The organism is Nonomuraea rhodomycinica (genome assembly GCF_013363995.1).
GTDB classification, from domain to species: domain Bacteria; phylum Actinomycetota; class Actinomycetes; order Streptosporangiales; family Streptosporangiaceae; genus Nonomuraea; species Nonomuraea rhodomycinica.
In genome coordinates, this window is the sequence record NZ_JABWGO010000001.1 from 542,415 (window position 1) to 561,384 (window position 18,970).

Below are 18,970 nucleotides of genomic sequence, written 5' to 3' on the forward strand. Positions count from 1 at the left end.
CGGAAGCCCGCTCGCTACCGGGCGGCCCGCTGGGGCGCCAGCGCTTCGGCCAGGCGCCGCCACTGCGGCATGGCCGTCCGCCCCGGCTCGACGCCGAGCACCTGGACGCCGACGTGGTCCGCCCCCGCGTCGAGGTGGTCGTGCAGCCTGCGGACGATCGTGTCGAGGTCGCCCCAGTACACCAGGTCGTCGACGAGCCGGTCGCTGCCCCGGCCGCCGTCGAGGTCGGCCTCGGTGTAGCCGAGCCGCAGGAACTTGGCCACGTTGTACGGGGACGTGAAGTACCCGTACAGGTGCTCGCGCGCGATCGCGCGTGCCCTGGCGGGGTCGGTCTCGAACAGGACCGCCTGCTCGACGCCGAGGAACGGCCGCTCCCCCAGCACCTCGCGGGCCTGCGCCGTGTGGCTCACCGTCACGTGGTACGTGTGAGCGCCGTGGGCCCGGTCGCGGGCGAGCTCCAGCATCTTCGGCCCGTACCCGGCCAGCAGCCGCCGCATCGGCGCCCGGGGCAGGGGGTTCGCGCTCGTGGTGGCGTCCATCTCGTCCAGGTAGTCGCTCATCTCCCGTAGCGGCCGGGCCGTGGGGGCGCCGCCGACACCGAGTCCGAGCACGTGCCGGTCGGGGTAGGCGTCGGCGAGGAGCAGCGCCGCGCCCCTGGTCCAGCGCGGCCCGCGCGAGCCGATCCGCGCGATGCCGTTGACGACCGTCATGCGCTCGGTGCTCGCCAGCAGGAACCCGGCGTGCGTCAGCGCCTCGCGCCCGTCGCGCTCCGGGATCCAGATCGCCGGCCAGCCGAGCTCCTCCAGCTCCTGGACGGACTCCCGCATCATGCTCGCCGGCTGGTCCTCGAAGTCGAACGTCCAGACCCCGAAGCGGCCCAGGTCCATCCCGTCGATCGCGCCCATGTCTCCTCCTGCCGAACGGCGACGACGTGGAGCCGGCCTTCGCGGCATCCACATATCGAAGTATCGCAGAAATTCGATATGAACAGTCACATCGCCTCGCGCCCCGGTGTCGCAATCACGACATGGCAGACAAACGGCACCTGAGACACCTGGTGTGCCGATCACCCCATCACCCACTCTCGTGTCCACTGGTTACCGCTACGAGAGGTTTGGCCCCCCATGCACTGGTCCGTCCATGTGACGGTGGCAGGAGTCACCACCGCCGCCCTGCTGAGCTCCCCGTTACCCGCGGCCGCCGCCGAGCCCGCCGGCGAGCCCGCCGACGGGAGCGTCCACCGGGTCACGCTGATCACCGGCGACGTGGTGACCGTCAGGCAGGCCGGACCGGGAAGGCACGCGGTCGAGGTGAAGCCGGGGCCGGGCCGTGAGCGGATGGCGTTCACCACCACCGAGGAGAACGGCGAGCTGCGGGTGCTGCCCAGCGACATCGTCCCCTTCCTGGCGGCCAGGCGGCTGGACCCCGGCCTGTTCTCGGTCACCCGGCTGATCGCCCAGGGGTACGACGACGCGCGGACGGACAAGCTGCCGCTGCTGTTCCTCTACGACGGCGCCGCGCCGAAGAGCGCGACCGGGCCCGAGCTGGAGAGCGTCAACGGCCGGGTCGTCGCCGCCGACAAGCGCACGATCGGCCGGCTGTGGAAGTCGCTCGACGAGCCGCGGGCCACGCTGGCGCAGGGCGTGACGAAGATCTGGCTGGACGCCAAGGTCAAGGCCACGCTCGACCACAGCGTGCCGCAGGTGGGCGCGCCGGAGGCGTGGCAGGCCGGGTTCGACGGCAAGGGCGTCAAGGTCGCCGTGCTGGACACCGGCGTCGACGCCACCCACCCCGACCTGGCCGGACGCGTCAAGCAGACCAAGGTGTTCACCGGCGAGCCGAGCGTGCGGGACGGCAACGGGCACGGCACGCACGTGGCCGCCACCATCGCCGGCGGCGACGGCAGGAAGGGCGTCGCGCCCGGTGCCGAGCTGATGGTCGGCAAGGTGCTCGGCGACGACGGCTCGGGCACCCTGTCCGGCGTCATCGAGGGCATGGAGTGGGCCGCCGCAGAAGGCGCGTCGGTGATCAACATGAGCCTCGGCGGCGGCGCCAGCGACGGCACCGACCCGCTCAGCGTCGCCGTCGACACCCTCACCGAGCGCACCGGCGCCCTGTTCGTGGTCGCGGCGGGCAACGACGGCTCGGCCTACTCCATCGGCACTCCGGGCGCGGCGACGTCGGCGCTGACCGTCGGCGCGGTCGACGGCAAGGACGCGCTCGCGGAGTTCTCCAGCCGGGGCCCGCGCCTGGACGACGCGCCCAAGCCCGACCTCACCGCCCCCGGCGTGGCCATCGTCGCGGCCCGCGCGGCGGGCACCGCCATGGGCGAGCCGGTCGACGAGCGTTACACGGCCGCCTCCGGCACCTCGATGGCCACGCCGCACGTGGCGGGGGCCGCCGCGATCGTCAAGCAGCGCCACCCCGGCTGGACGGCGAAGCAGATCAAGGACGCGCTGATCGGCTCGGCCAAGCCCGTCCCGGGCCAGCGGATCGACGACGCCGGCGCCGGCCGCCTGGACGTGGCCCGCGCGGTGCGCCAGGGCGTGACCGCCACCGGCGTGGTCGACCTCGGCAAGCACCAGCAGGACGAGGGCGCGGCCACGGCCGAGGGCACCATCACCTACACCAACGGCACGGCCACCCCCGTCACGCTGGAGCTGGCCGCCGGCCTCGACAAGGCCGAGCTGAGCGCCCGGACCGTGACGGTCCCGGCGGGCGGCACCGCCGACGTCAAGGTCACGGTGGACCTGGCCGGGCTCTCCTTCGGCCGGTACGGCGGGCTCGTCACCGCCACGGCGGGGGCGGAGCAGGTGCACACCACGCTGGCGCTGACCTGGAAGGGACCGCAGCACACGGTCCGCTTCACCGCCCTCGACGCCGCGGGCAAGCCGACCAGCGCCGACACGCTGTCGATGTTCGGCGCGTCGCAGCAGGACGACCTCTTCACCTGGCTGCCCCAGGAAGGGCTGACCGTGGAGGTGTCCGAGGGCACCTACATGACGCAGTCGCTCAACCTGGGCGGCGGCTGGGGCCGGACGCACCCGCGTGACGGCATGGTCGTCATCCCCGAGCTCAAGGTCGACCGCGACCTGGACGTGGTGCTCGACTTCCGCAGGACCACCCCGGTGACCATCAGGACCAGGGAGCCCGCCGAACAGGTGGGCATCTACACCTACTTCACCCATCGCGCGTTCGGCTCGCGCAAGATCTCCCAGGGCGTCATGAACTTCGACGTCATCGAGGGGCTCAACGTCTCACCGACCCAGCCGGTGCGGGACGGCTCGTTCGAGTTCGCGTCGCGCTGGCAGCTCGTCGCGCCGAAGCTCACCGCCCGCGTGCCCGGTGCGGGGCAGCCGTACCCGATGGGGTTCCTGGGCGGGTCGCCGGGCGTGGAGGGGCGGCACCTGTGGCGGCTCGCCGACGGGGCGGCCGGGTCCAGGGGCAAGGCCGCGGTCATCCGCAGCGAGGACATCGACTGGGCCGACCCGTCCGCGGCCGCGATCAAGGCGGGAGCGGTCGCCGTGATCCTGGTGCTGTCCCCCGACGACGCGTTCGGGCACGACTGGAAGCCGGTCGGCGCCGACCTGCCCATCCCGGCGCTGGTGGTCGCGAACGACGACGGTCAGCGCCTGCTGGAGCGGATGACGAAGGGCGACGCCAAGCTGGAGGTCACCGGGCTGATGAACTCGCCCTACCTCTACGACGTCATGCAGGTCTCCGACGGCCGCGTGCCGGACAGCATCGTGCATGAGGTGAACGACAGCAACACCGCACGCGTTGACACGACATATACCGACAACGGGGGGTTCGCCTGGGCCAAGGAGCAGCGCTTCGGCTGGCGCCCCTGGCAGTCGTACGCGCTCGGCCAGCAGATGGAGACCCAGCGGATCGTGAAGACCCCGCTGCGCCGCGCCGAGTACGTCAGCGCCGACGGCTCCTTCTGGCAGCACCTCGTCAACCACCAGTACGTCTGGGACGAGATGGGCCGGCTGCTCGACGGCATGACCGAGCAGCCGCGCACCTACCGGCCCGGCACGCGGACCGGCGAGAGCTGGCACGCCCCGGTGGTCCGCCCGGCGATCCCCGCCTGGCTCAAGCCCTCCACCCGCGAGGGCGACACGATGGAGATCCGGATTCCCGAGTTCGTGGACTCCTCCGGTCACGTCTCCCGCGCGGGCGTGGACAACGACACCGCGTCGGCCCGGTTGTTCCGCGACGGCACGCTGGTGGCCGAGCGCGACGCCGCCTGGGGCGCGTTCCCCGCCTCGCCGCAGGAGGCCGCCTACCGGCTGGAGCTGTCCACCAGGCGCACCTCGGAGGAGTGGACCACGGCGACCGCGACCGAGACGGCCTGGACGTTCCGCTCCAAGCCGGGCGATCAGGTGCTGCCGCTGCTGCAGGTCGACTATGACGTACGCCCGGAGCGCCCCGGCCTGGTGGGCTTCGCCGTACGGCACCAGGAGGGTGTGAGCGGGGCGCGCGCGAAGGACCTGAAGCTGGAGCTGTCGTACGACGACGGCGCGACGTGGGGCAGGCAGCCGGTGGTCGCGCTCGGCGGCGGACGCTACAGCGCGCTCGTCCTGCGCCCGCACCCGTCGCTGCGGGTCACCGCCACCGACTCGGCCGGCAACACGGTCCGGCAGACGGTGATCAGGGCCTTCTGATCGGTCAGAGCCAGTTCTCGCGGGCGGCGTGCCAGGCCAGTTGCATCCGGGTCTGCGCACCCGCCCGCTCCATCAGGTAGGCGATCCGGCGCTGCACCGTACGCTGCGAGATCTTCAGCTGGGTGGCGATCGACTTGTCCGGAACGCCCGCGACCAGCAGCGACAGCAGGTAGAGGTGGTCGGTGTCGAGCGGACTGCCCGGGCTGGTGAGGCTGACCGGCGTGGCCCGCTCCCACAGGCTCTCGAACAGGGCCTTGAGGGCGTCGAGCAGGCTGCTGGGCCTGATCAGCGCGGCGGTGAGCTGGGTCAGGCCGTCGGTGTGCTGGATGAGCGGGAGCACCCCGAGCTCGCCGTCCGCGATGAGCATCCGCACCGGCAGGGCGGGCAGCGCGCGAGCCTGCTCCCCCAGCGTGATGCCCTCGGCGAGGTTGACCAGCATGCCGGGTTCCTCCAGCAACGCCCCTTCATAGATGACGCGGAAGCCGACGCCGCGCCGCAGCGCCGCGAGCTCCTCGGTGTTCTCCTGCGAGCTCATCGCCACGTGCCCGGCCCGGCACAGGCTGAGCACCTCGTGCCGGGCGCCGTCCTGCAGCAGCCGGAGCTGCTCGCGCAGCGCCGTGCGGCTGGTGATCACCTCGATGAGCTGCGCCGCCTCGCGGCGCCGCGCGTGCGCGAGGTACTCCCCCGTGAGCTGCTCCATGGCATGCCGTGCCCGGTCGACCTCGGCCTGCCGCCGGTGCAGCCGGGGCGCGAGCGCGACGTCGGGCGCGACCGCCGTGAACCGGCCGGGATCTCCCGGCACGGCGCGCGCCAGTCCTTTTGCCAGCAGCGAGCCGAGCGTCTGCCGCGCGACCTCGGCCGCCACGCCCAGCTCCTCGGCCAGGGCGTCGGGCTCGGCCTCGGTGGTCCTGACCAGCAGCCGGTAGGCGGCTTCCTCCTCCGCGCCCAGCCCCGCCGCGCTCAGCACGTGCCGCTCACGACCCGATCCCGATTCACCCGGCCATTGTAGGGAGGAGCCGCCGGGTGATGGCCGGGCCGGTGCCGGCGGATGCGCCGGCCACGGCGGCGACGTGGCCGTCAGGGCGCGTCGCCCCGGTCGAGGGAGTCGATGGTGGCGCGCAGCCACGCCAGCTCCGCCCGGCTGGTGGCCCGGGCGATGCTCAGCAGCCCCTGCCGGAACGGGTCGCCGAACTCCTCGGCCCGCATCGGCCGGTCGCCGTCGTAGAAGAAGCTCGCCGGCTGCTCCAGGAAGGCCAGCCGCCGGCGCAGCACCTCGGCCTGGGCGGCGGGGTCGTCCAGGTGGCGCAGGAAGGCGAGCAGCGTGAACCAGCGGTTCTCGTCGCTGAGGTCGAGCGGATCGGGGTGCCGCAGCCGCCGCTCCAGCTCGCGCTCGCCCGCCTCGGTCAGGTAGAGGACGCGGCGCGGCGCCGCGGCGGCGCCGGGCTCGTCCTTGCGGGTGAGCCACCCGGCGCCGGCCATCCGCTTGATCGCCGGGTAGAGCGTGCCGTCCGCCACCGGGCGGACGTGGCCGGTCAGCGCGGCCACCTTCGTGCGCAGGTCGTAACCGTGCGACGGCCCGTCCTTGAGGAACCCGAGTATCGCCAACTCCAGCATGTGCTCTACTCTACATCGACACCGAGATATCTCGGTTCCGATGTATGAACGCGAGCAGCAGGAGGTCACCCATGCGGGACGCGATCGTCCATCCGAGCGGCGCCCGGATGCGCTGGGTCGAGCTGCCGGGCGCGAGCCCGGCCGTCGTGTACGTCCACGGGCTGGGAGCGGCCTCGGCCCCCTACTACGCGGCGGCGGCCGCCCATCCGCTGCTGAGGGGCCGCCGCTCCCTGCTCGTGGACCTGCTCGGCTTCGGCGTCAGCGACCGGCCCGCCGACTTCGCGTACACACTGGAGGCCCACGCCGACACGCTGGCCGCGGTGCTGCGCGAGGCGGGAGCGGAGGGGGCGTCCCTGGTCGCCCACAGCATGGGCGGCGCGGTGGCCATCGCGCTGGCCGCCCGCCATCCCGGGCTGGCCGGCCGGCTGGTCCTCGTCGACGCCAACCTCGACCCGTACCCTCCCGCGCTCGTCAAGCCGGGCGGCAGCGGCATCGCGAGCTACACGGAGGACGACTTCGTCCGCCACGGCTGGCAGGAGGTCCGCGAGCGGGTGGGGCCGCACTGGTGGGCGACCATGCGGCTGGCCGACCGCCGCGGGCTGCACCGCACGGCGACGAGCCTGGCGAAGGGCACGGACCCGGCCATGCGCGAGCTGCTCGTGTCCCTGCCGATCCCGCGCGCCTACCTGTACCCGCAGGGCGCGGCCCCGGCGGCGGCCGGCGACCTCGCCGCCGCGGGCGTGCGGCTCGTGGAGGTCGCGGACGCGGGCCACAACATCATGCTCGACAACCCTGAGGGCTTCGCCCGCGCGGTCGCCGCGCTGCTGCCCTGACCCCGCCGGCCCCGGCCTCGCGCGTTCAGCGGCGGGACGGAATCAGGGGCGGAATCAGGGACGGGGTCAGGGACGGGAGGCGAGGGAGGCGACGAGGGCGTCCGCCCGGGCGAGGACCTCGGTGAGGGCCGTGCCGGGGTCCGCGGCGCGGGCCACGAGCATGGCGCCCTCGCACAGCGCCCCGAAGACCAGATGCGCCCGCACCGTCACGTCGCCGGGCTCGATCCGGCCGGCTTCCGCCGCGGCGGCGAGCCCCTCGCGCAGCAGCCGCAGCGTGTGCCCGTACTCGATCCGCCGCACCTCGTCCCAGCCCAGCACGGCCGGCCCGTCCAGCAGGACGATCCGCCGCGTCTCCGGCTCGGCGCAGGCCAGCAGGAACGCGCGGGCGCCGCGCCGCACGGCCGCCAGCGGATCCGCACCCTCCCCGCCCTCCCCGCCCTCCCCGCCCTCCGCGATCTCCGCGCTCACGGCGCTCACGGCGCTCTCCGCGCCTCCCACGCTCTCCGCGACGGCCGCGGGGCGGAGGGCGGCCTCGGCGATCACGGTGGTCAGGCGCTCCTGCTGCCGGACGAAGACCGCGCGGAACAGGTCGGCCTTGCCGGCGAAGTGGTGATACACCGCGCCCTTGGTCAGGCCCCCCGCCCGCGCCACGTCGTCGATGGACGTGGCGGTGTACCCGTCGCGTCCGAACAGCAGCCTGGCCGCCTCCACCAGCTCACCGGTGGTGGCCCGCGTCCGCTCGGCCTGCGTGCGCCTGCCCACCCCGCCCCCTTCCGGAAGGTCCGCCCTCCTCGGCGGTCCCCCGCATGCAACCACAGGCGGAGGGAAACCTGTCGAGGCGGGCGCGGGCGGCTGGCTAGCGTTCACCCGTGGACATCTATCTCACGACCGACCGGCTGCTCCTGCGCCGCTTCACCGAGGACGACGCCGACCTGCTGTTCGAGCTGCACAACGATCCCGAGGTGATGCGTCACCTCAACGGCGGCAGGCCGGTCCCGCGCGAGGTGATCACGGGCGAGACCCTGCCGGCGTTCATCCGCTCGGGCTTCTTCGCGGCGATCGAACGCGACACGGGCGAGTTCGTCGGCTGGTTCCACCTGCGGCCCGCCCGTGACGGCGACCCCGCGGAGCCCGAGCTGGGCTACCGGCTGCGCAGGGCGTCATGGCGCAGGGGGTACGCGACGGAGGGCTCGCTGGCGCTGATCGGCAAGGCGTTCGGCGAGCTGGGGGCCCGCCGGGTGTTCGCCCGGACGCTGACCGTGAACCACGCTTCCCGGGCGGTGATGGAGAGGTGCGGCCTGCGCTTCGTCCGGACGGATCTCCAGGACCGGCCGCACCCGGCCGACGGGGCGGAGCACGGCGTGGTCGAGTACGAGATGCTGCGGGCCGAGTGGGAGGCGAGGACGGCGAACGAACCGTGAATTCCGGCGCCGCCGGGTGTCGATCCCGCGAGCTCCCGTTCGTGTGGAGGATGAGAGGACGGCGACGACGCCGGCCACGACAGCGAGGAGAGCACCGATGCGGCAGCAGTACCTGCTCAACCTGTACCAGCCCGACGGCGACCCGCCGCCGCCCGAGGTGCTGGACCCCATCATGAGGGAGCTGGCGGCCGTCGACCGGGAGATGCGGGAGGCGGGCGCGTGGGTGTTCAACGGAGGCCTGCACCCCGCCGGCAGTTCCACCGTGGTCCAGGTGCGCGACGGCGACACACTCCTGACCGACGGCCCGTTCACCGAGGGCAAGGAGCACGTCGGCGGGCTCGTGATCGTCCAGGCCGACGACCTGGACGGCGCGCTGGAGTGGGCGCGCAGGATCTCGGCGGCCAGCGGGCTCCCCGTCGAGGTGCGGCCGTTCAAGGAACTGCCCTGACCGGCGCCGGGCCGCCGCCCGCGCCCGGCGGCCCGGACCGGCACCCGGACGTGGACGTCGAGGGCGTGTTCCGGCGGGAGTACGCCCGGGCGGTGGCCGTGTTGGTCCGGCACTTCGGCGACATCGAGCTGGCCGAGGAGGCCGTACAGGACGCCTTCGCCGTGGCGCTGGAGCGCTGGCCGGCCGAGGGCACGCCGCCGAGCCCGGCGGGGTGGATCATCACGACCGCCCGCAACCGGGCGATCGACCGCCTGCGCCGCGAGTCGTCGCGGGCCGGCCGGCACGCCGCCGCGGCCCTGCTGCACGCCTGGGACGACCCCGGTTCCCCCGTCGAGGAGGGCCCCGTGCACGACGACCGGCTCCGGCTGATCTTCACCTGCTGTCATCCCGCCCTGGCCGTGAACGCCCAGGTGGCCCTGACCCTGCGGCTGCTGGGCGGGCTCGGCACCGCCGAGATCGCCCGCGCGTTCCTGGTGAGCGAGCAGGCCATGGCGCAGCGGCTGGTCCGGGCCAAGGCCAAGATCCGGGACGCGCGGATCCCGTACCGCGTGCCGCGCGAGGCCGACCTGCCCGACCGGCTCCGCTCCGTGCTCGCCGTCATCTACCTGATCTTCACCGAGGGCCACACCGCGGCCGCCGGCGACCGGCTCGTCCGCGACGACCTGTGCGCGGAGGCGGTGCGGCTGGGGCGGCTGCTGGCCGAGCTGATGCCCGACGAGCCCGAGGCGCTCGGGCTGCTCGCGCTGATGCTGCTCGTGGACGCGCGCCGCGCCGCGCGCACCACGCCCGGCGGCGACCTCGTGCCGCTGCCGGAACAGGACCGCACGCTGTGGGACCGGGAGCTGATCGCCGAGGGGCACGCGCTGGTGCGCCGGTGCCTGCGCCGCGGCCGGCCGGGACCGTACCAGATCCAGGCGGCGATCAACGCGGTGCACGGCGACGCGCGCACGGCGGCGGAGACCGACTGGGGGCAGATCGTGCAGTTGTACGACCAGCTCATGGTGGTCGCGCCGTCGCCGGTCGTGGCGCTGAACCGGGCCGTCGCGGTGGCCGAGACCGACGGCCCGCGGGCGGCTCTCGCCCTGGTCGACGGTCTGGACCTGGCCGGTTACCACCTCTTCCACGCCGTCCGCGCCGACCTGCTGAGCCGCCTCGGACGTGACGCGGAGGCGGCGCGGGCGTACGAGGCGGCGATCGCCCGCACCGCCAACGCCGCCGAGCAGGCCTTCCTGCGCCGCGCCGAGCGGAAGGCCCGGCGCGCGGATCAGCGGTAGCCGTCTCGCGCGTACCGGTTCGGCGGAGACTCCATCCCCGTACACCTGGTGTACTGGTCAGACCAGTCGCTAGGGTTCCTCCTATGACGGGATACGACGCGTTGTTCCGCCTGGACGGGCGGCGGGCTGTGGTGATCGGGGCCGGGAGCGGCATCGGGCGGGAGGCGGCGCTGGCCCTGGCCGCGCACGGCGCCGAGGTGGTGTGCGCGGACCGCGACCTGCCCGCCGCCGAGGAGACCGCGGCGCGGGCCGGCGGCCGGGCCCGGCTGCTCGACGTGCTCGACACCGAGGCGGTCCGGGAGGCGGCGGGCGCGGAGCCGGCGGACGTGCTGGTGTTCACCGCCGCCACCAACGTCCGCAAGCGGCTGCTGGACTACTCCGGCGAGGAGTTCGCCCGGGTCGTGGACCTCAACCTGCGGGCCTCGTTCGACGTGGTGCGCGCCTTCGGGGCCGGGATGGTGGAGCGGCGGCGCGGCTCCATCGTCGGCTTCGCGTCGATCCGGGCATCGGTCACCGAGCCGGGGCAGAGCGTCTACTCGGCCACGAAGGCGGGCCTGGTGCAGCTCCTGCGCACCGCCGCCGCCGAGTTCGGCCCGTACGGGGTGCGGGTCAACGCGGTCGCGCCCGGCGTGGTGGAGACGCCGCTGACGCGGCAGATCAAGGAGAGCCCCGCCTGGTACGACGCGTACGCGGCCAAGAGCGCGCTCGGCCGGTGGGCGCGGGCCGAGGAGATGGCCGGGGCGGTGGTGTACCTGGCGAGCGACGCGGCGAGCTTCGTCACCGGGTCCGTGCTGTACGTGGACGGCGGCTGGACGGCCGTGGACGGCCGCTTCGACCCGCCCAACTGAGCCGCTTGGCGGGGCGGGTCGCGACGCGCCCGTACCGGCTGTTAGCGTTCACACACACCAACGGCGCCGGGACGGGGAGCACACCATGGAGCAGCGAGTTCTCGGCCGGACCGGCCGCCGGGTGGGAGTCGTCGGGCTGGGCGCCTGGCAGCTCGGCGCCGACTGGGGCGACGTCCCCGAGGACGACGCCCTGGCCACGCTCACCGCCGCGGCCGACGCCGGGGTGACGTTCGTCGACACCGCCGACGTCTACGGCGACGGGCTGAGCGAGCGCCTGGTCGGCCGCTTCCTCAGGACGCGGCCCGCCGGCGAGGTCACCGTGGCCACCAAGATGGGCCGCCGCGTCCCCCAGGAGCCCGCCGCCTACACACTGGACAACTTCCGCGCCTGGACCGACCGCTCCCGCGCCAACCTCGGCGTGGACGTGCTCGACCTGGTGCAGCTGCACTGCCCGCCCACGCCGGTCTACTCCTCCGACGAGGTGTTCGACGCGCTCGACACGCTGGTCGCCGAGGAGCGGATCGCCGCGTACGGGGTGAGCGTGGAGACCCGCGAGGAGGCGCTGACGGCGATCGCCCGGCCGGGCGTGGCGACCGTGCAGATCATCCTCAACATGCTGCGGCTCGGCCCGCTGGAGGAGGTGCTGCCCGCGGCCCGCGCGGCGGGGGTGGGCGTCATCGCGCGGGTGCCGCTGGCCAGCGGCCTGCTGTCCGGCAAGTACGACGAGCGCACCACGTTCGCCGCGGACGACCATCGCACCTTCAACCGCCGCGGCGAGGCGTTCGACGTCGGCGAGACCTTCTCCGGCGTGGACTTCGCGACCGGGCTGGAGGCGGTGCGGCGGCTCGCGCCGCTGGTGCCGGAGGGGGTGACGATGGCGCAGTTCGCGCTGCGCTGGATCGCCGACCAGCCGGGGGTGAGCGTGGTCATCCCGGGCGCCCGCAACCCGGAGCAGGCCCGCGCCAACGCGGCGGCGGCCGGGCTGGCCCCGCTGCCGCCGGAGTCGCTGCGCGTCGTGCGGGAGGTCTACGACGAGCTGATCGCCCCCGAAGTGGCCGGCCGCTGGTGAGCGCGATGGAGACGGGTTTCGCGGCGGGCGAGGGGCGGTGGCGGGCGCGGCTGGGCACGCTGCGGCAGGTCGTCCGGCAGGAGCTGGTCACCCGCCAGCTCACGGCCCACCTCCCCGGGCGGGCGCCGCTGCGCGTCCTGGACGTGGGGTGCGGGCAGGGGACGCAGACGCTGCGTCTCGCGCGGCGCGGCCACGAGGTGACGGGGCTGGACTCCTCCCCCGCGCTCCTGGCCGACCTCGGCCGCGCCCTGGCGGGCGAGCCGGAGGAGGCGCGGCGCCGCGTGCGGACCGTCCAGGGCGACGTGCGGGACCTCGCGTCGCTGTTCGAGCCGGGGAGCTTCGACGTGGTGCTGTGCCACGGCGTCCTGATGTACTTCGCCGACCCCGAGCCGGTGCTGGACGACCTCGCCCGGCTGCCGGGACCAGGGGGCGTCGTGTCGCTGCTGGTCCGCAACGGTGACGGGCTGGCGATGCGGCCGGGGCTGACGGGCGACTGGGCGGCGGCGTGGCGGGCGTTCGAGGAGCCGTCGTACGGCAACCGCATCGGCGTGACGGCGCGCGCCGACCGTCTGGACGTCCTGACCGCCTCGCTCGCCGGGCGGGGGCTGGACGTGGCCGCGTGGTACGGGGTGCGGGTGTTCACCGACACCGCGCCGGACGAGGCCGAGGTGCCCGGGGAGGCGGAGCTGGCCGCGCTGCTGGCCTGCGAGGAGCGGGCGGGCGCCACCGACCCGTACCGCCGGGTGGCCGCCCTGACCCACGTGCTCGCCGTACGGGCGTGACGGCGCTCGCTCACACGGGCGGGACCAGGACGAAGTAGCGCTCCAGGAGCCGCGGGTCGCCGCGGACCTCCAGCCGGTCGGCGGGGATCCGCCGCCACAGGTAGAGCATGAGGTCCGACGCCGTCCCCGCCAGCTCCACGCCGACCGGGCCGGCGTCGGTGTCAGGACCGACGGTGGCAGAGGCGGTGGCAGAGGCGGCGGTGGCGTCGCTCCCGGCACCGTCGGTGGCGGGCCCCGCCTCGGCGGTCCCCGGCGGGCTCGTGCTCAGATGGAGGTCGTCGGCGTCGAAACGGACCGTCCACACCCCGGAGCCGTCGGTCCGCCGGAAGCGGTACCGCTCCCCCGCGCCCGGGGGCGCCTGCGTCCAGCCGCGCCGGGCCGGCGCCATGATCTGGAAGGTCTGCGTCACGGCGTCGGCGGCCTGCTCGGGGTCCACGGGACCGGCCGCGCCGAGCGCGTTCTCGGCGTCCCACCGGTGCACGGCCGCCTCGATGGCCTGCATCCGCGCCCAGAAGCCGACGTTCCGCTCCGCCGACCAGGTCCACGCGGGCGTGCCGGGGTCGTGCGCCCTGAACGACTCCTCCAGCAGCGCGGCCCCTTCGGCGAACCACTCGAGGAGCCCGCGCGGGATCGGGCCGCGGTTGGGCGCGTTCTCGGGGAGCGGCCAGCCCGTGAGGTCGGCGGGCAACCGGAGGAAGGACAGGTCGCCCAGGTCGGGTAAGCCGGGCAGCCTGTCCTCGATGACGCGGGTCAGCCCCCGGTGCACCCCGCCCAGGTGGACGACCAGGTCCGCCACGGACCAGCCGGGGCAGGACGGCACCAGGGGCGCCTCGTCCATGGCGGCCGCTCGGGACGCCGCGGCGCGGAACGCCGTGATCTCGCGGTGGAAGTGGGCGACATGATCCATGACTCCACTGTTCCCCCGGTCGCCCCGCCCTTGAACCCGCCGGGCCGCCCGTCTCAGGCGGGCCAGGCCGCGAGGGCCAGCTCGGCCGTGGCGGCCAGCTCGGCCGCCGTCGCGCCGTCGCGGGAGCGCTGGGACATGCCCTGGATGATCGTCGCGAAGTAGGCCGCCAGGGCGCGGGGGTCGGCCTCCTCCGGCAGCTCGCCGTCCCGCTGGGCGGCGCGCAGCCGCGCCTCGAAGGTGACCAGGTTGGCGTTGCGCAGCTCGCGCAGGAACGCCGCCACCTCCTCGTCCTCGACGCCCACGTTGGTGGCGGCGCAGATGGTCAGGCACCCGGCGGGGTGCGCCGGGTCGGAGTAGATCGCGGCGGCCTCGCGCAGGATGCGGGCGAACGCGCCCCGCGCGGTGGGCTCCTCCTCCAGCGCCACGCCCATGAACGCGCCGACCGGCGAGCGGCCGTAGGCGGCCACGGCCTCCCTGAACAGGGCCTTCTTGTCGCCGAAGGCGGCGTACAGGCTGCCCGGCCGGATGCCCATCGCCTCGGTCAGTTCGCCGACCGAGGTGGCCTCGTACCCGCGCTGCCAGAACAGCAGCGTGGCGGCGGCGAGCGCCGCGTCGCGGTCGAACCCCCGCGGCCTGCCCCGCGCCGCCCGCCGGCCGGGGGCCGCCCCTGTGCCCGTCGTCATGCCTCCATTGTAGAGCGACCACTCAACAAATCGTGCTAGGTTCTTTCTTGAGCGATTACTCAAGAAATGGAGAGCACCATGAGCAGGAGTCTTGCCGGGAAGGTCGCGCTGGTCACCGGCGGCAGCAGGGGCATCGGCCGGGCCGTCGCGGAGCGGCTGGGCCGGGACGGCGCGGTGGTGGCCGTGGCCTACGCCCGGGACACCGCCTCCGCCGAGGAGGTGGTCGCCCGGATCCGCAAGGACGGCGGCCGGGCGTTCGCGATCCGGGCCGAGCTGGGCCGGCACGGCGACGCGGCGGCGCTGTGGGAGGCGTTCGACGCCGCGGTCGAGGAGTTCGCGCCCGGCGGCGGCGTGGACGTCATCGTCAACAACGCGGCCGTCGCGACCAGCTCCGACCTGGGCGGGCTGAGCGAGGAGGAGTTCGACCGGGTGTTCGCGGTGAACGTGCGGGCGCCGTTCTTCATCGTCAAGGAAGGGCTCGGCCGGCTGCGCGACGGCGGCCGGATCGTCAACGTCTCCAGCGGCGCCGCCCGCATCGCGATGCCCGAGATCATCGCCTACAGCTCCACCAAGGGGGCGCTCGACACGTTCACCCTCAACCTGGCCAAGGCGCTCGGGCCGCGCGGCATCACGGTCAACTCGGTCGCGCCCGGCATCGTGGACACCGACGTCAACGCGAGCTGGCTGCGCGGCGACCCGGAGGCGTGGGAGCGCGCCGCGTCGGTGGCGGCGCTCGGCCGCGTGGGGCGGCCGGACGACATCGCGGACGTCGTCGCGTTCCTCGCCTCCGACGACGCCCGCTGGGTGACGGGCCGCGTCGTGGACGCCACGGGCGGCTCCGGCCTGTGACGTCGCCCGGCCGGACCGGGAAGGAGCGGCCGGGCCCGCTCTCCGGAGGCGGCCCCAGGCGCTCTCCCGGGGCGGCCTCAGGCGGCCGGGGAGAGGGCCTCGTGCCAGCGCGCCGTGTCGGTGTACTGGTGCAGGCGGCTGATCCGGCCGTCGGCGACCTCCCACAGGTGGACGAACTCGGCCTCGTACGCCCGGCCGGTGGAGCGGGCCACGCCCCGGTAGGCGCCCGTGACGACGACGGTGCCGTCGGTGGCCTCGTGCCACGTCTCGGCGTACGGGGCGGTGTCGAACGCGGCGTCGATCGGGCCCCAGATCCCCGCCATCGCCTCCCGCGGGCCGTGGAAGCAGCCGCCGGCGCCGCACGGCAGGCCGGGGGCGGTACGGGCCTCGAACGCGGGATGCAGGATCGCGAGGATCCCGGCTCCGTCACGCGCCTGCGTCGCCTGGTAGAAGCGCTGGACGATCTCGGTGGACCGGCTCATGCCACTCTCCCTTTTTAGATGGTAGATTCTAGAATCAGTCATCTAATATCACGGGAGGCGGCGGGTGGGAAGGCCGGGCAAGTTCACCGAGGACCTGATCCTGGACGCGGCGACGGCGATCACCGCCGAGGAGGGGCCCGCCGCGGCCACCATGGCCGCCATCGCCGGGCGGCTGGGCGCCCCGACCGGCTCGATCTACCATCGCTTCGCCTCGCGCGACCTGCTGATGGCCGCGCTGTGGCTGCGCGGCGTGCGCCGCTTCCAGCACGGCGTGATCGAGGCGCTGGCGGCGGGGGACGTGGAGGCGGCCGCCCTGCACACCCCGCGCTGGTGCCGCGACCACCTGGCCGAGGCCGCGACAGTGCTGCTCCACCGCCGGGAGCTGGTCGCCCGGTGGCCCGGCGAGCTGGCCGGCGAGCTGGAGGGGGTCAACACCGGCCTGTCGGCGGCGCTCGACGTGTGCGCCGCCCGCCTTCCCGGCGTGGGGCGCGAGCGGCTGGTCTTCGCCGTGGTCGACCTGCCCTACGGCGCCGTGCGGCGCCACCTGCTGGCCCGGCAGCCCCCTCCCCCGCTGGTCGACGAGCTGGTGGCCCGCGCCTGCCGGGCCGTGCTGGAGCCCGCGCCGGAGGAGGGGACGACCGCGGAAGGCCCGGTCAGGGGCGGATGATCGCCATGCGGGTGACCGTGAGCTCCTCGATGGCGAAGCGGGGGCCCTCCCGCCCGGCGCCCGAGTCCTTGACGCCCCCGTACGGCATGTTGTCCGCCCGGAACCCCGGCACGTCGTTGACCACCACGCCCCCGGCCTCGATGCGGTCGATCGCCGCGAACGCGGTGGCCAGGGAACGGGTGAAGACCGCGGCGTGCAGCCCGTACCGGGAGGCGTTGACCGCGGCGAAGGCGGCGTCGAGGTCCGGCACGGAGCGCACGCACACGACCGGGCCGAAGATCTCCTCGTCCCACGCGGCGGCCCCGTCCGGCACGTCCGTCAGCACCGTCGGCGCGATGGCCCGGCCGTCGCGGACCCCGCCGGTGACCAGCGTGCCGCCCGACTCCCGCACCCAGCCGAGCACGCGCTCGGTGGCGGCCGGGTCGATCAGCGGCGCCACCCTCGTCTCCGGCGAGCGCGGGTCGCCCGCGACGACGTCCTTGACCCGCTCGGCCAGCAGCGCCACGAACGCCTCGCGCGCCGGCTCCTCCACCAGCACCCGCTGCACCGAGATGCACGCCTGGCCGGAGGCGTAGTAGCCGCCCCGCACCACCGCGTCGGCGGCGGCCTCCAGATCGGCGTCGGCGGCCACCACGAGCGCGGCGTTCGAGCCCAGCTCCAGCAGCACCTTGGTGGGCGCGGCGGCCCGCGCGATGGCGTGGCCGGCGGCGGCCGAGCCGGTGAACGACACCGCGCCGATCCGCCGGTCCTCCACCAGCGTCCGCCCGACCTCGACGTCACCGGTGACCAGCTGCACCCCCGCCGGGGGCAGCCCGCCCGCCGCGCGCAGCAGGTGCACCAGCCAGAGCGTGGCCAGCGGCGTCGCGGGGGCCGGCTTGACGATCACGGGGCAGCCCGCGGCCACCGCGGGAGCGATCTTGTGGGCGGCCAGCAGCAGCGGGTAGTTGAAGCCGGTGATGCCGACCACCACGCCGATCGGCCGCCGCGTCCAGAACCCGACCAGCCCCTCGCCCGAGGGCAGCAGGTCGAGCGGCACCGTCTCGCCGTGCAGCCGGGCCACCTCCTCGGCCGCCGTCGCGAGCGTGACCAGCGTGCGCGCCACCTCCACCCGGCAGTCCACCAGCGGCTTGCCGGTCTCCAGCACGAGCAGCCGCTCGACCTCCTCCCGGCGGGCCGCGAGCGCGTCGTGCGCGCCCATGAGCGCGGCGCGGCGGGCGTGCGAGGGCAGCGCGGCCATGGCGGGCGCCACCGCGAGCGCCTCCTCCACGGCGCGCCGGGCCAGCTCCGGCGTGCCGACCGGCGAGCTCGCCACCACCGAGCCGTCGTAGGGGAAGACGACCTCGCGCGCCTGGTCCGTCTCCACCCATCCGTCGCCCACGGGCAGCCCGGACGGCCACGCCCCGTCGAGTTCGTCCACCGTCACGCCACTCCCCCTAGAGCGCTGGGAAACACGTCGAGGTACGCGGGCGCGCCCTCGCGGCCGGTCGCGGCGAGCATGGCGTGCGCCACGGCCCGGCTGAACACGTCGGCCCCGGCGGCGAGCACGTCCTGCAGCCCGCCGGGGTCCGGCGCGGGCTCGCCGCAGGTGGCCAGCCCGAAGACGGTGTCGCCGTCGACCATGGTGTGGGCCGGCCGGATCGCCCGGGCCAGCCCGTCGTGGGCGACGCCGGCCAGCTTGCCGCACTGCGCCTTGGTCAGGGTCAGATCGGTGGCGACGACGCCGATCGTGGTGTTGAACGAGGTGACGGCGGCCGGCCGCCAGGCGTCGGACTCCGCGGCCGACGGCTCACGCAGCGGCCCGAACTCGCCGGGCAGGCCGTACCGGGTGCCGGACAGGAAGGCGCGGCCCGGGTCGAGCACCGAACCGGCGGCGTTGACCACGGCCAGCGCGGCCACGGTCACCCCCGAGGGCAGCACGGCGCTGGCCGTGCCGACGCCTCCGGCCAGCCCGCCCGCCACGGCGCCGGCGCCCGCGCCGACCGACCCGCTGCGCGCCTCGGCGGCCGAGGCGGCGTCGTAGGCGGCGGCGCCCAGCGCGGCGTCCGGCACGGCGCGGAACCGGCCGCCGCGCCCGAGGTCGTAGATGACGGCGGCGGGCACGATGGGCACGACGCCGCCCTCGACGGGGAAGCCGATCCCGGCGTCGGCCAGCCGCTCCATGACGCCGCAGGTGGCGCTCAGGCCGTACGCGCTGCCTCCGGTGAGCGTGATCGCGTGGACCCGTTCGACGAGGTTGCGCGGGTCGAGCAGCTCGGTCTCGCGGGTGCCCGGCGCGGCGCCGCGCACGTCCACCCCGGCGACCATGCCGCCCGGGGGCGCGAGCACGACGGTCGTGCCGGTGCGGTAGCCGCCGCCGACCCGCTCGGCGTGCCCGACGCGCAGCCCGGCGACGTCCACCAGGGCGTTGGCCCGCCCCGCCTTCACGG

General features: G+C 74.9%; 19 protein-coding genes. 10 read left to right on the forward strand and 9 right to left on the reverse strand.

Annotated elements, in window-relative coordinates; genetic code table 11:
• Positions 1 to 14 precede the first annotated feature (14 nt).
• A complete protein-coding gene (locus tag HT134_RS02605) occupies positions 15 to 905 on the reverse strand; it encodes a TIGR03620 family F420-dependent LLM class oxidoreductase (RefSeq protein ID WP_246363520.1) in 891 nt (296 codons plus the stop codon).
• 219 nt (positions 906 to 1,124) lie between these two features.
• Here HT134_RS02605 and HT134_RS02610 point away from each other — a divergent pair, with 219 nt between their 5' ends.
• Positions 1,125 to 4,667, forward strand: coding sequence for a S8 family peptidase (locus tag HT134_RS02610; protein WP_217707152.1), 3,543 nt, complete (start codon positions 1,125 to 1,127; stop codon positions 4,665 to 4,667).
• A 4-nt stretch (positions 4,668 to 4,671) separates the two neighbouring features.
• Here the strand turns inward: HT134_RS02610 and HT134_RS02615 are convergent, their stop codons facing one another.
• Positions 4,672 to 5,634, reverse strand: coding sequence for a helix-turn-helix domain-containing protein (locus HT134_RS02615; protein ID WP_175598623.1), 963 nt, complete (start codon positions 5,632 to 5,634; stop codon positions 4,672 to 4,674).
• 110 nt (positions 5,635 to 5,744) lie between these two features.
• Complete coding sequence (locus tag HT134_RS02620; protein ID WP_175598624.1) at positions 5,745 to 6,281, reverse strand: PadR family transcriptional regulator; 537 nt, start codon at positions 6,279 to 6,281, stop codon at positions 5,745 to 5,747.
• Between the two features lie 71 nt (positions 6,282 to 6,352).
• On the opposite strand from HT134_RS02620, the gene HT134_RS02625 reads away from it, so the two are divergent.
• Positions 6,353 to 7,114 (forward strand): alpha/beta fold hydrolase, encoded by a 762-nt coding sequence (locus HT134_RS02625; RefSeq protein WP_175598625.1) that lies wholly within the window; start codon positions 6,353 to 6,355, stop codon positions 7,112 to 7,114.
• Positions 7,115 to 7,180: 66 nt separating this feature from the next.
• Here the strand turns inward: HT134_RS02625 and HT134_RS02630 are convergent, their stop codons facing one another.
• Positions 7,181 to 7,876: a TetR/AcrR family transcriptional regulator gene (locus HT134_RS02630; protein ID WP_175598626.1), complete on the reverse strand. Its 696-nt coding sequence runs from the start codon at positions 7,874 to 7,876 to the stop codon at positions 7,181 to 7,183.
• Between the two features lie 107 nt (positions 7,877 to 7,983).
• Here HT134_RS02630 and HT134_RS02635 point away from each other — a divergent pair, with 107 nt between their 5' ends.
• From HT134_RS02635 to HT134_RS02660, 6 genes are all read left to right on the forward strand, one after another.
• Positions 7,984 to 8,535, forward strand: a complete 552-nt coding sequence (locus HT134_RS02635) for a GNAT family N-acetyltransferase (RefSeq protein WP_175598627.1) — start codon at positions 7,984 to 7,986, stop codon at positions 8,533 to 8,535.
• Positions 8,536 to 8,632: 97 nt separating this feature from the next.
• Positions 8,633 to 8,983 (forward strand): YciI family protein, encoded by a 351-nt coding sequence (locus HT134_RS02640; protein ID WP_175598628.1) that lies wholly within the window; start codon positions 8,633 to 8,635, stop codon positions 8,981 to 8,983.
• A gap of 65 nt (positions 8,984 to 9,048) precedes the next feature.
• Complete coding sequence (locus tag HT134_RS02645) at positions 9,049 to 10,257, forward strand: RNA polymerase sigma factor (protein WP_175600070.1); 1,209 nt, start codon at positions 9,049 to 9,051, stop codon at positions 10,255 to 10,257.
• 83 nt (positions 10,258 to 10,340) lie between these two features.
• Complete coding sequence (locus HT134_RS02650; RefSeq protein WP_175598629.1) at positions 10,341 to 11,105, forward strand: SDR family NAD(P)-dependent oxidoreductase; 765 nt, start codon at positions 10,341 to 10,343, stop codon at positions 11,103 to 11,105.
• Between the two features lie 85 nt (positions 11,106 to 11,190).
• Complete coding sequence (locus HT134_RS02655; protein ID WP_175598630.1) at positions 11,191 to 12,174, forward strand: aldo/keto reductase; 984 nt, start codon at positions 11,191 to 11,193, stop codon at positions 12,172 to 12,174.
• Between the two features lie 5 nt (positions 12,175 to 12,179).
• A complete protein-coding gene (locus HT134_RS02660) occupies positions 12,180 to 12,956 on the forward strand; it encodes a class I SAM-dependent methyltransferase (RefSeq protein WP_175598631.1) in 777 nt (258 codons plus the stop codon).
• 10 nt (positions 12,957 to 12,966) lie between these two features.
• On the opposite strand, the gene HT134_RS02665 is transcribed toward HT134_RS02660, so the two are convergent.
• Together HT134_RS02665 and HT134_RS02670 are read right to left on the reverse strand one after the other, a co-directional pair.
• Complete coding sequence (locus tag HT134_RS02665) at positions 12,967 to 13,863, reverse strand: maleylpyruvate isomerase N-terminal domain-containing protein (RefSeq protein ID WP_175598632.1); 897 nt, start codon at positions 13,861 to 13,863, stop codon at positions 12,967 to 12,969.
• Between the two features lie 53 nt (positions 13,864 to 13,916).
• On the reverse strand, positions 13,917 to 14,546 hold the full coding sequence (locus tag HT134_RS02670; protein ID WP_175598633.1) for a TetR/AcrR family transcriptional regulator: 630 nt from the start codon (positions 14,544 to 14,546) through the stop codon (positions 13,917 to 13,919).
• A 78-nt stretch (positions 14,547 to 14,624) separates the two neighbouring features.
• Here HT134_RS02670 and HT134_RS02675 point away from each other — a divergent pair, with 78 nt between their 5' ends.
• Positions 14,625 to 15,395, forward strand: a complete 771-nt coding sequence (locus HT134_RS02675) for an SDR family oxidoreductase (RefSeq protein WP_175598634.1) — start codon at positions 14,625 to 14,627, stop codon at positions 15,393 to 15,395.
• A gap of 77 nt (positions 15,396 to 15,472) precedes the next feature.
• On the opposite strand, the gene HT134_RS02680 is transcribed toward HT134_RS02675, so the two are convergent.
• Entirely contained in the window at positions 15,473 to 15,877 is a 405-nt protein-coding gene (locus tag HT134_RS02680; RefSeq protein WP_175598635.1) for a nuclear transport factor 2 family protein, read from the reverse strand.
• 64 nt (positions 15,878 to 15,941) lie between these two features.
• Here HT134_RS02680 and HT134_RS02685 point away from each other — a divergent pair, with 64 nt between their 5' ends.
• Positions 15,942 to 16,544, forward strand: a complete 603-nt coding sequence (locus tag HT134_RS02685) for a TetR/AcrR family transcriptional regulator (RefSeq protein WP_175598636.1) — start codon at positions 15,942 to 15,944, stop codon at positions 16,542 to 16,544.
• Here the strand turns inward: HT134_RS02685 and HT134_RS02690 are convergent.
• Together HT134_RS02690 and HT134_RS02695 are read right to left on the reverse strand one after the other, a co-directional pair.
• Positions 16,531 to 17,967: an aldehyde dehydrogenase family protein gene (locus HT134_RS02690; RefSeq protein ID WP_312887930.1), complete on the reverse strand. Its 1,437-nt coding sequence runs from the start codon at positions 17,965 to 17,967 to the stop codon at positions 16,531 to 16,533. The genes HT134_RS02685 and HT134_RS02690 overlap by 14 nt on opposite strands.
• Positions 17,964 to 18,968: a P1 family peptidase gene (locus HT134_RS02695; RefSeq protein WP_312887931.1), complete on the reverse strand. Its 1,005-nt coding sequence runs from the start codon at positions 18,966 to 18,968 to the stop codon at positions 17,964 to 17,966. Before HT134_RS02695 ends, HT134_RS02690 begins: the two co-directional genes overlap by 4 nt.
• Positions 18,969 to 18,970 lie beyond the last annotated feature (2 nt).

Bases quoted from the DNA above. Each gene is read 5' to 3' on its own strand.
- HT134_RS02605 (WP_246363520.1), bottom strand. From the start codon at position 905: ATGGGCGCGATCGACGGGATGGACCTGGGCCGCTTCGGGGTCTGGACG.
- HT134_RS02610 (WP_217707152.1), top strand. From the start codon at position 1,125: ATGCACTGGTCCGTCCATGTGACGGTGGCAGGAGTCACCACCGCCGCC.
- HT134_RS02620 (WP_175598624.1), bottom strand. From the start codon at position 6,281: ATGCTGGAGTTGGCGATACTCGGGTTCCTCAAGGACGGGCCGTCGCAC.
- HT134_RS02625 (WP_175598625.1), top strand. From the start codon at position 6,353: ATGCGGGACGCGATCGTCCATCCGAGCGGCGCCCGGATGCGCTGGGTC.
- HT134_RS02640 (WP_175598628.1), top strand. From the start codon at position 8,633: ATGCGGCAGCAGTACCTGCTCAACCTGTACCAGCCCGACGGCGACCCG.
- HT134_RS02650 (WP_175598629.1), top strand. From the start codon at position 10,341: ATGACGGGATACGACGCGTTGTTCCGCCTGGACGGGCGGCGGGCTGTG.
- HT134_RS02655 (WP_175598630.1), top strand. From the start codon at position 11,191: ATGGAGCAGCGAGTTCTCGGCCGGACCGGCCGCCGGGTGGGAGTCGTC.
- HT134_RS02660 (WP_175598631.1), top strand. From the start codon at position 12,180: ATGGAGACGGGTTTCGCGGCGGGCGAGGGGCGGTGGCGGGCGCGGCTG.
- HT134_RS02665 (WP_175598632.1), bottom strand. From the start codon at position 13,863: ATGGATCATGTCGCCCACTTCCACCGCGAGATCACGGCGTTCCGCGCC.
- HT134_RS02670 (WP_175598633.1), bottom strand. From the start codon at position 14,546: ATGACGACGGGCACAGGGGCGGCCCCCGGCCGGCGGGCGGCGCGGGGC.
- HT134_RS02675 (WP_175598634.1), top strand. From the start codon at position 14,625: ATGAGCAGGAGTCTTGCCGGGAAGGTCGCGCTGGTCACCGGCGGCAGC.
- HT134_RS02680 (WP_175598635.1), bottom strand. From the start codon at position 15,877: ATGAGCCGGTCCACCGAGATCGTCCAGCGCTTCTACCAGGCGACGCAG.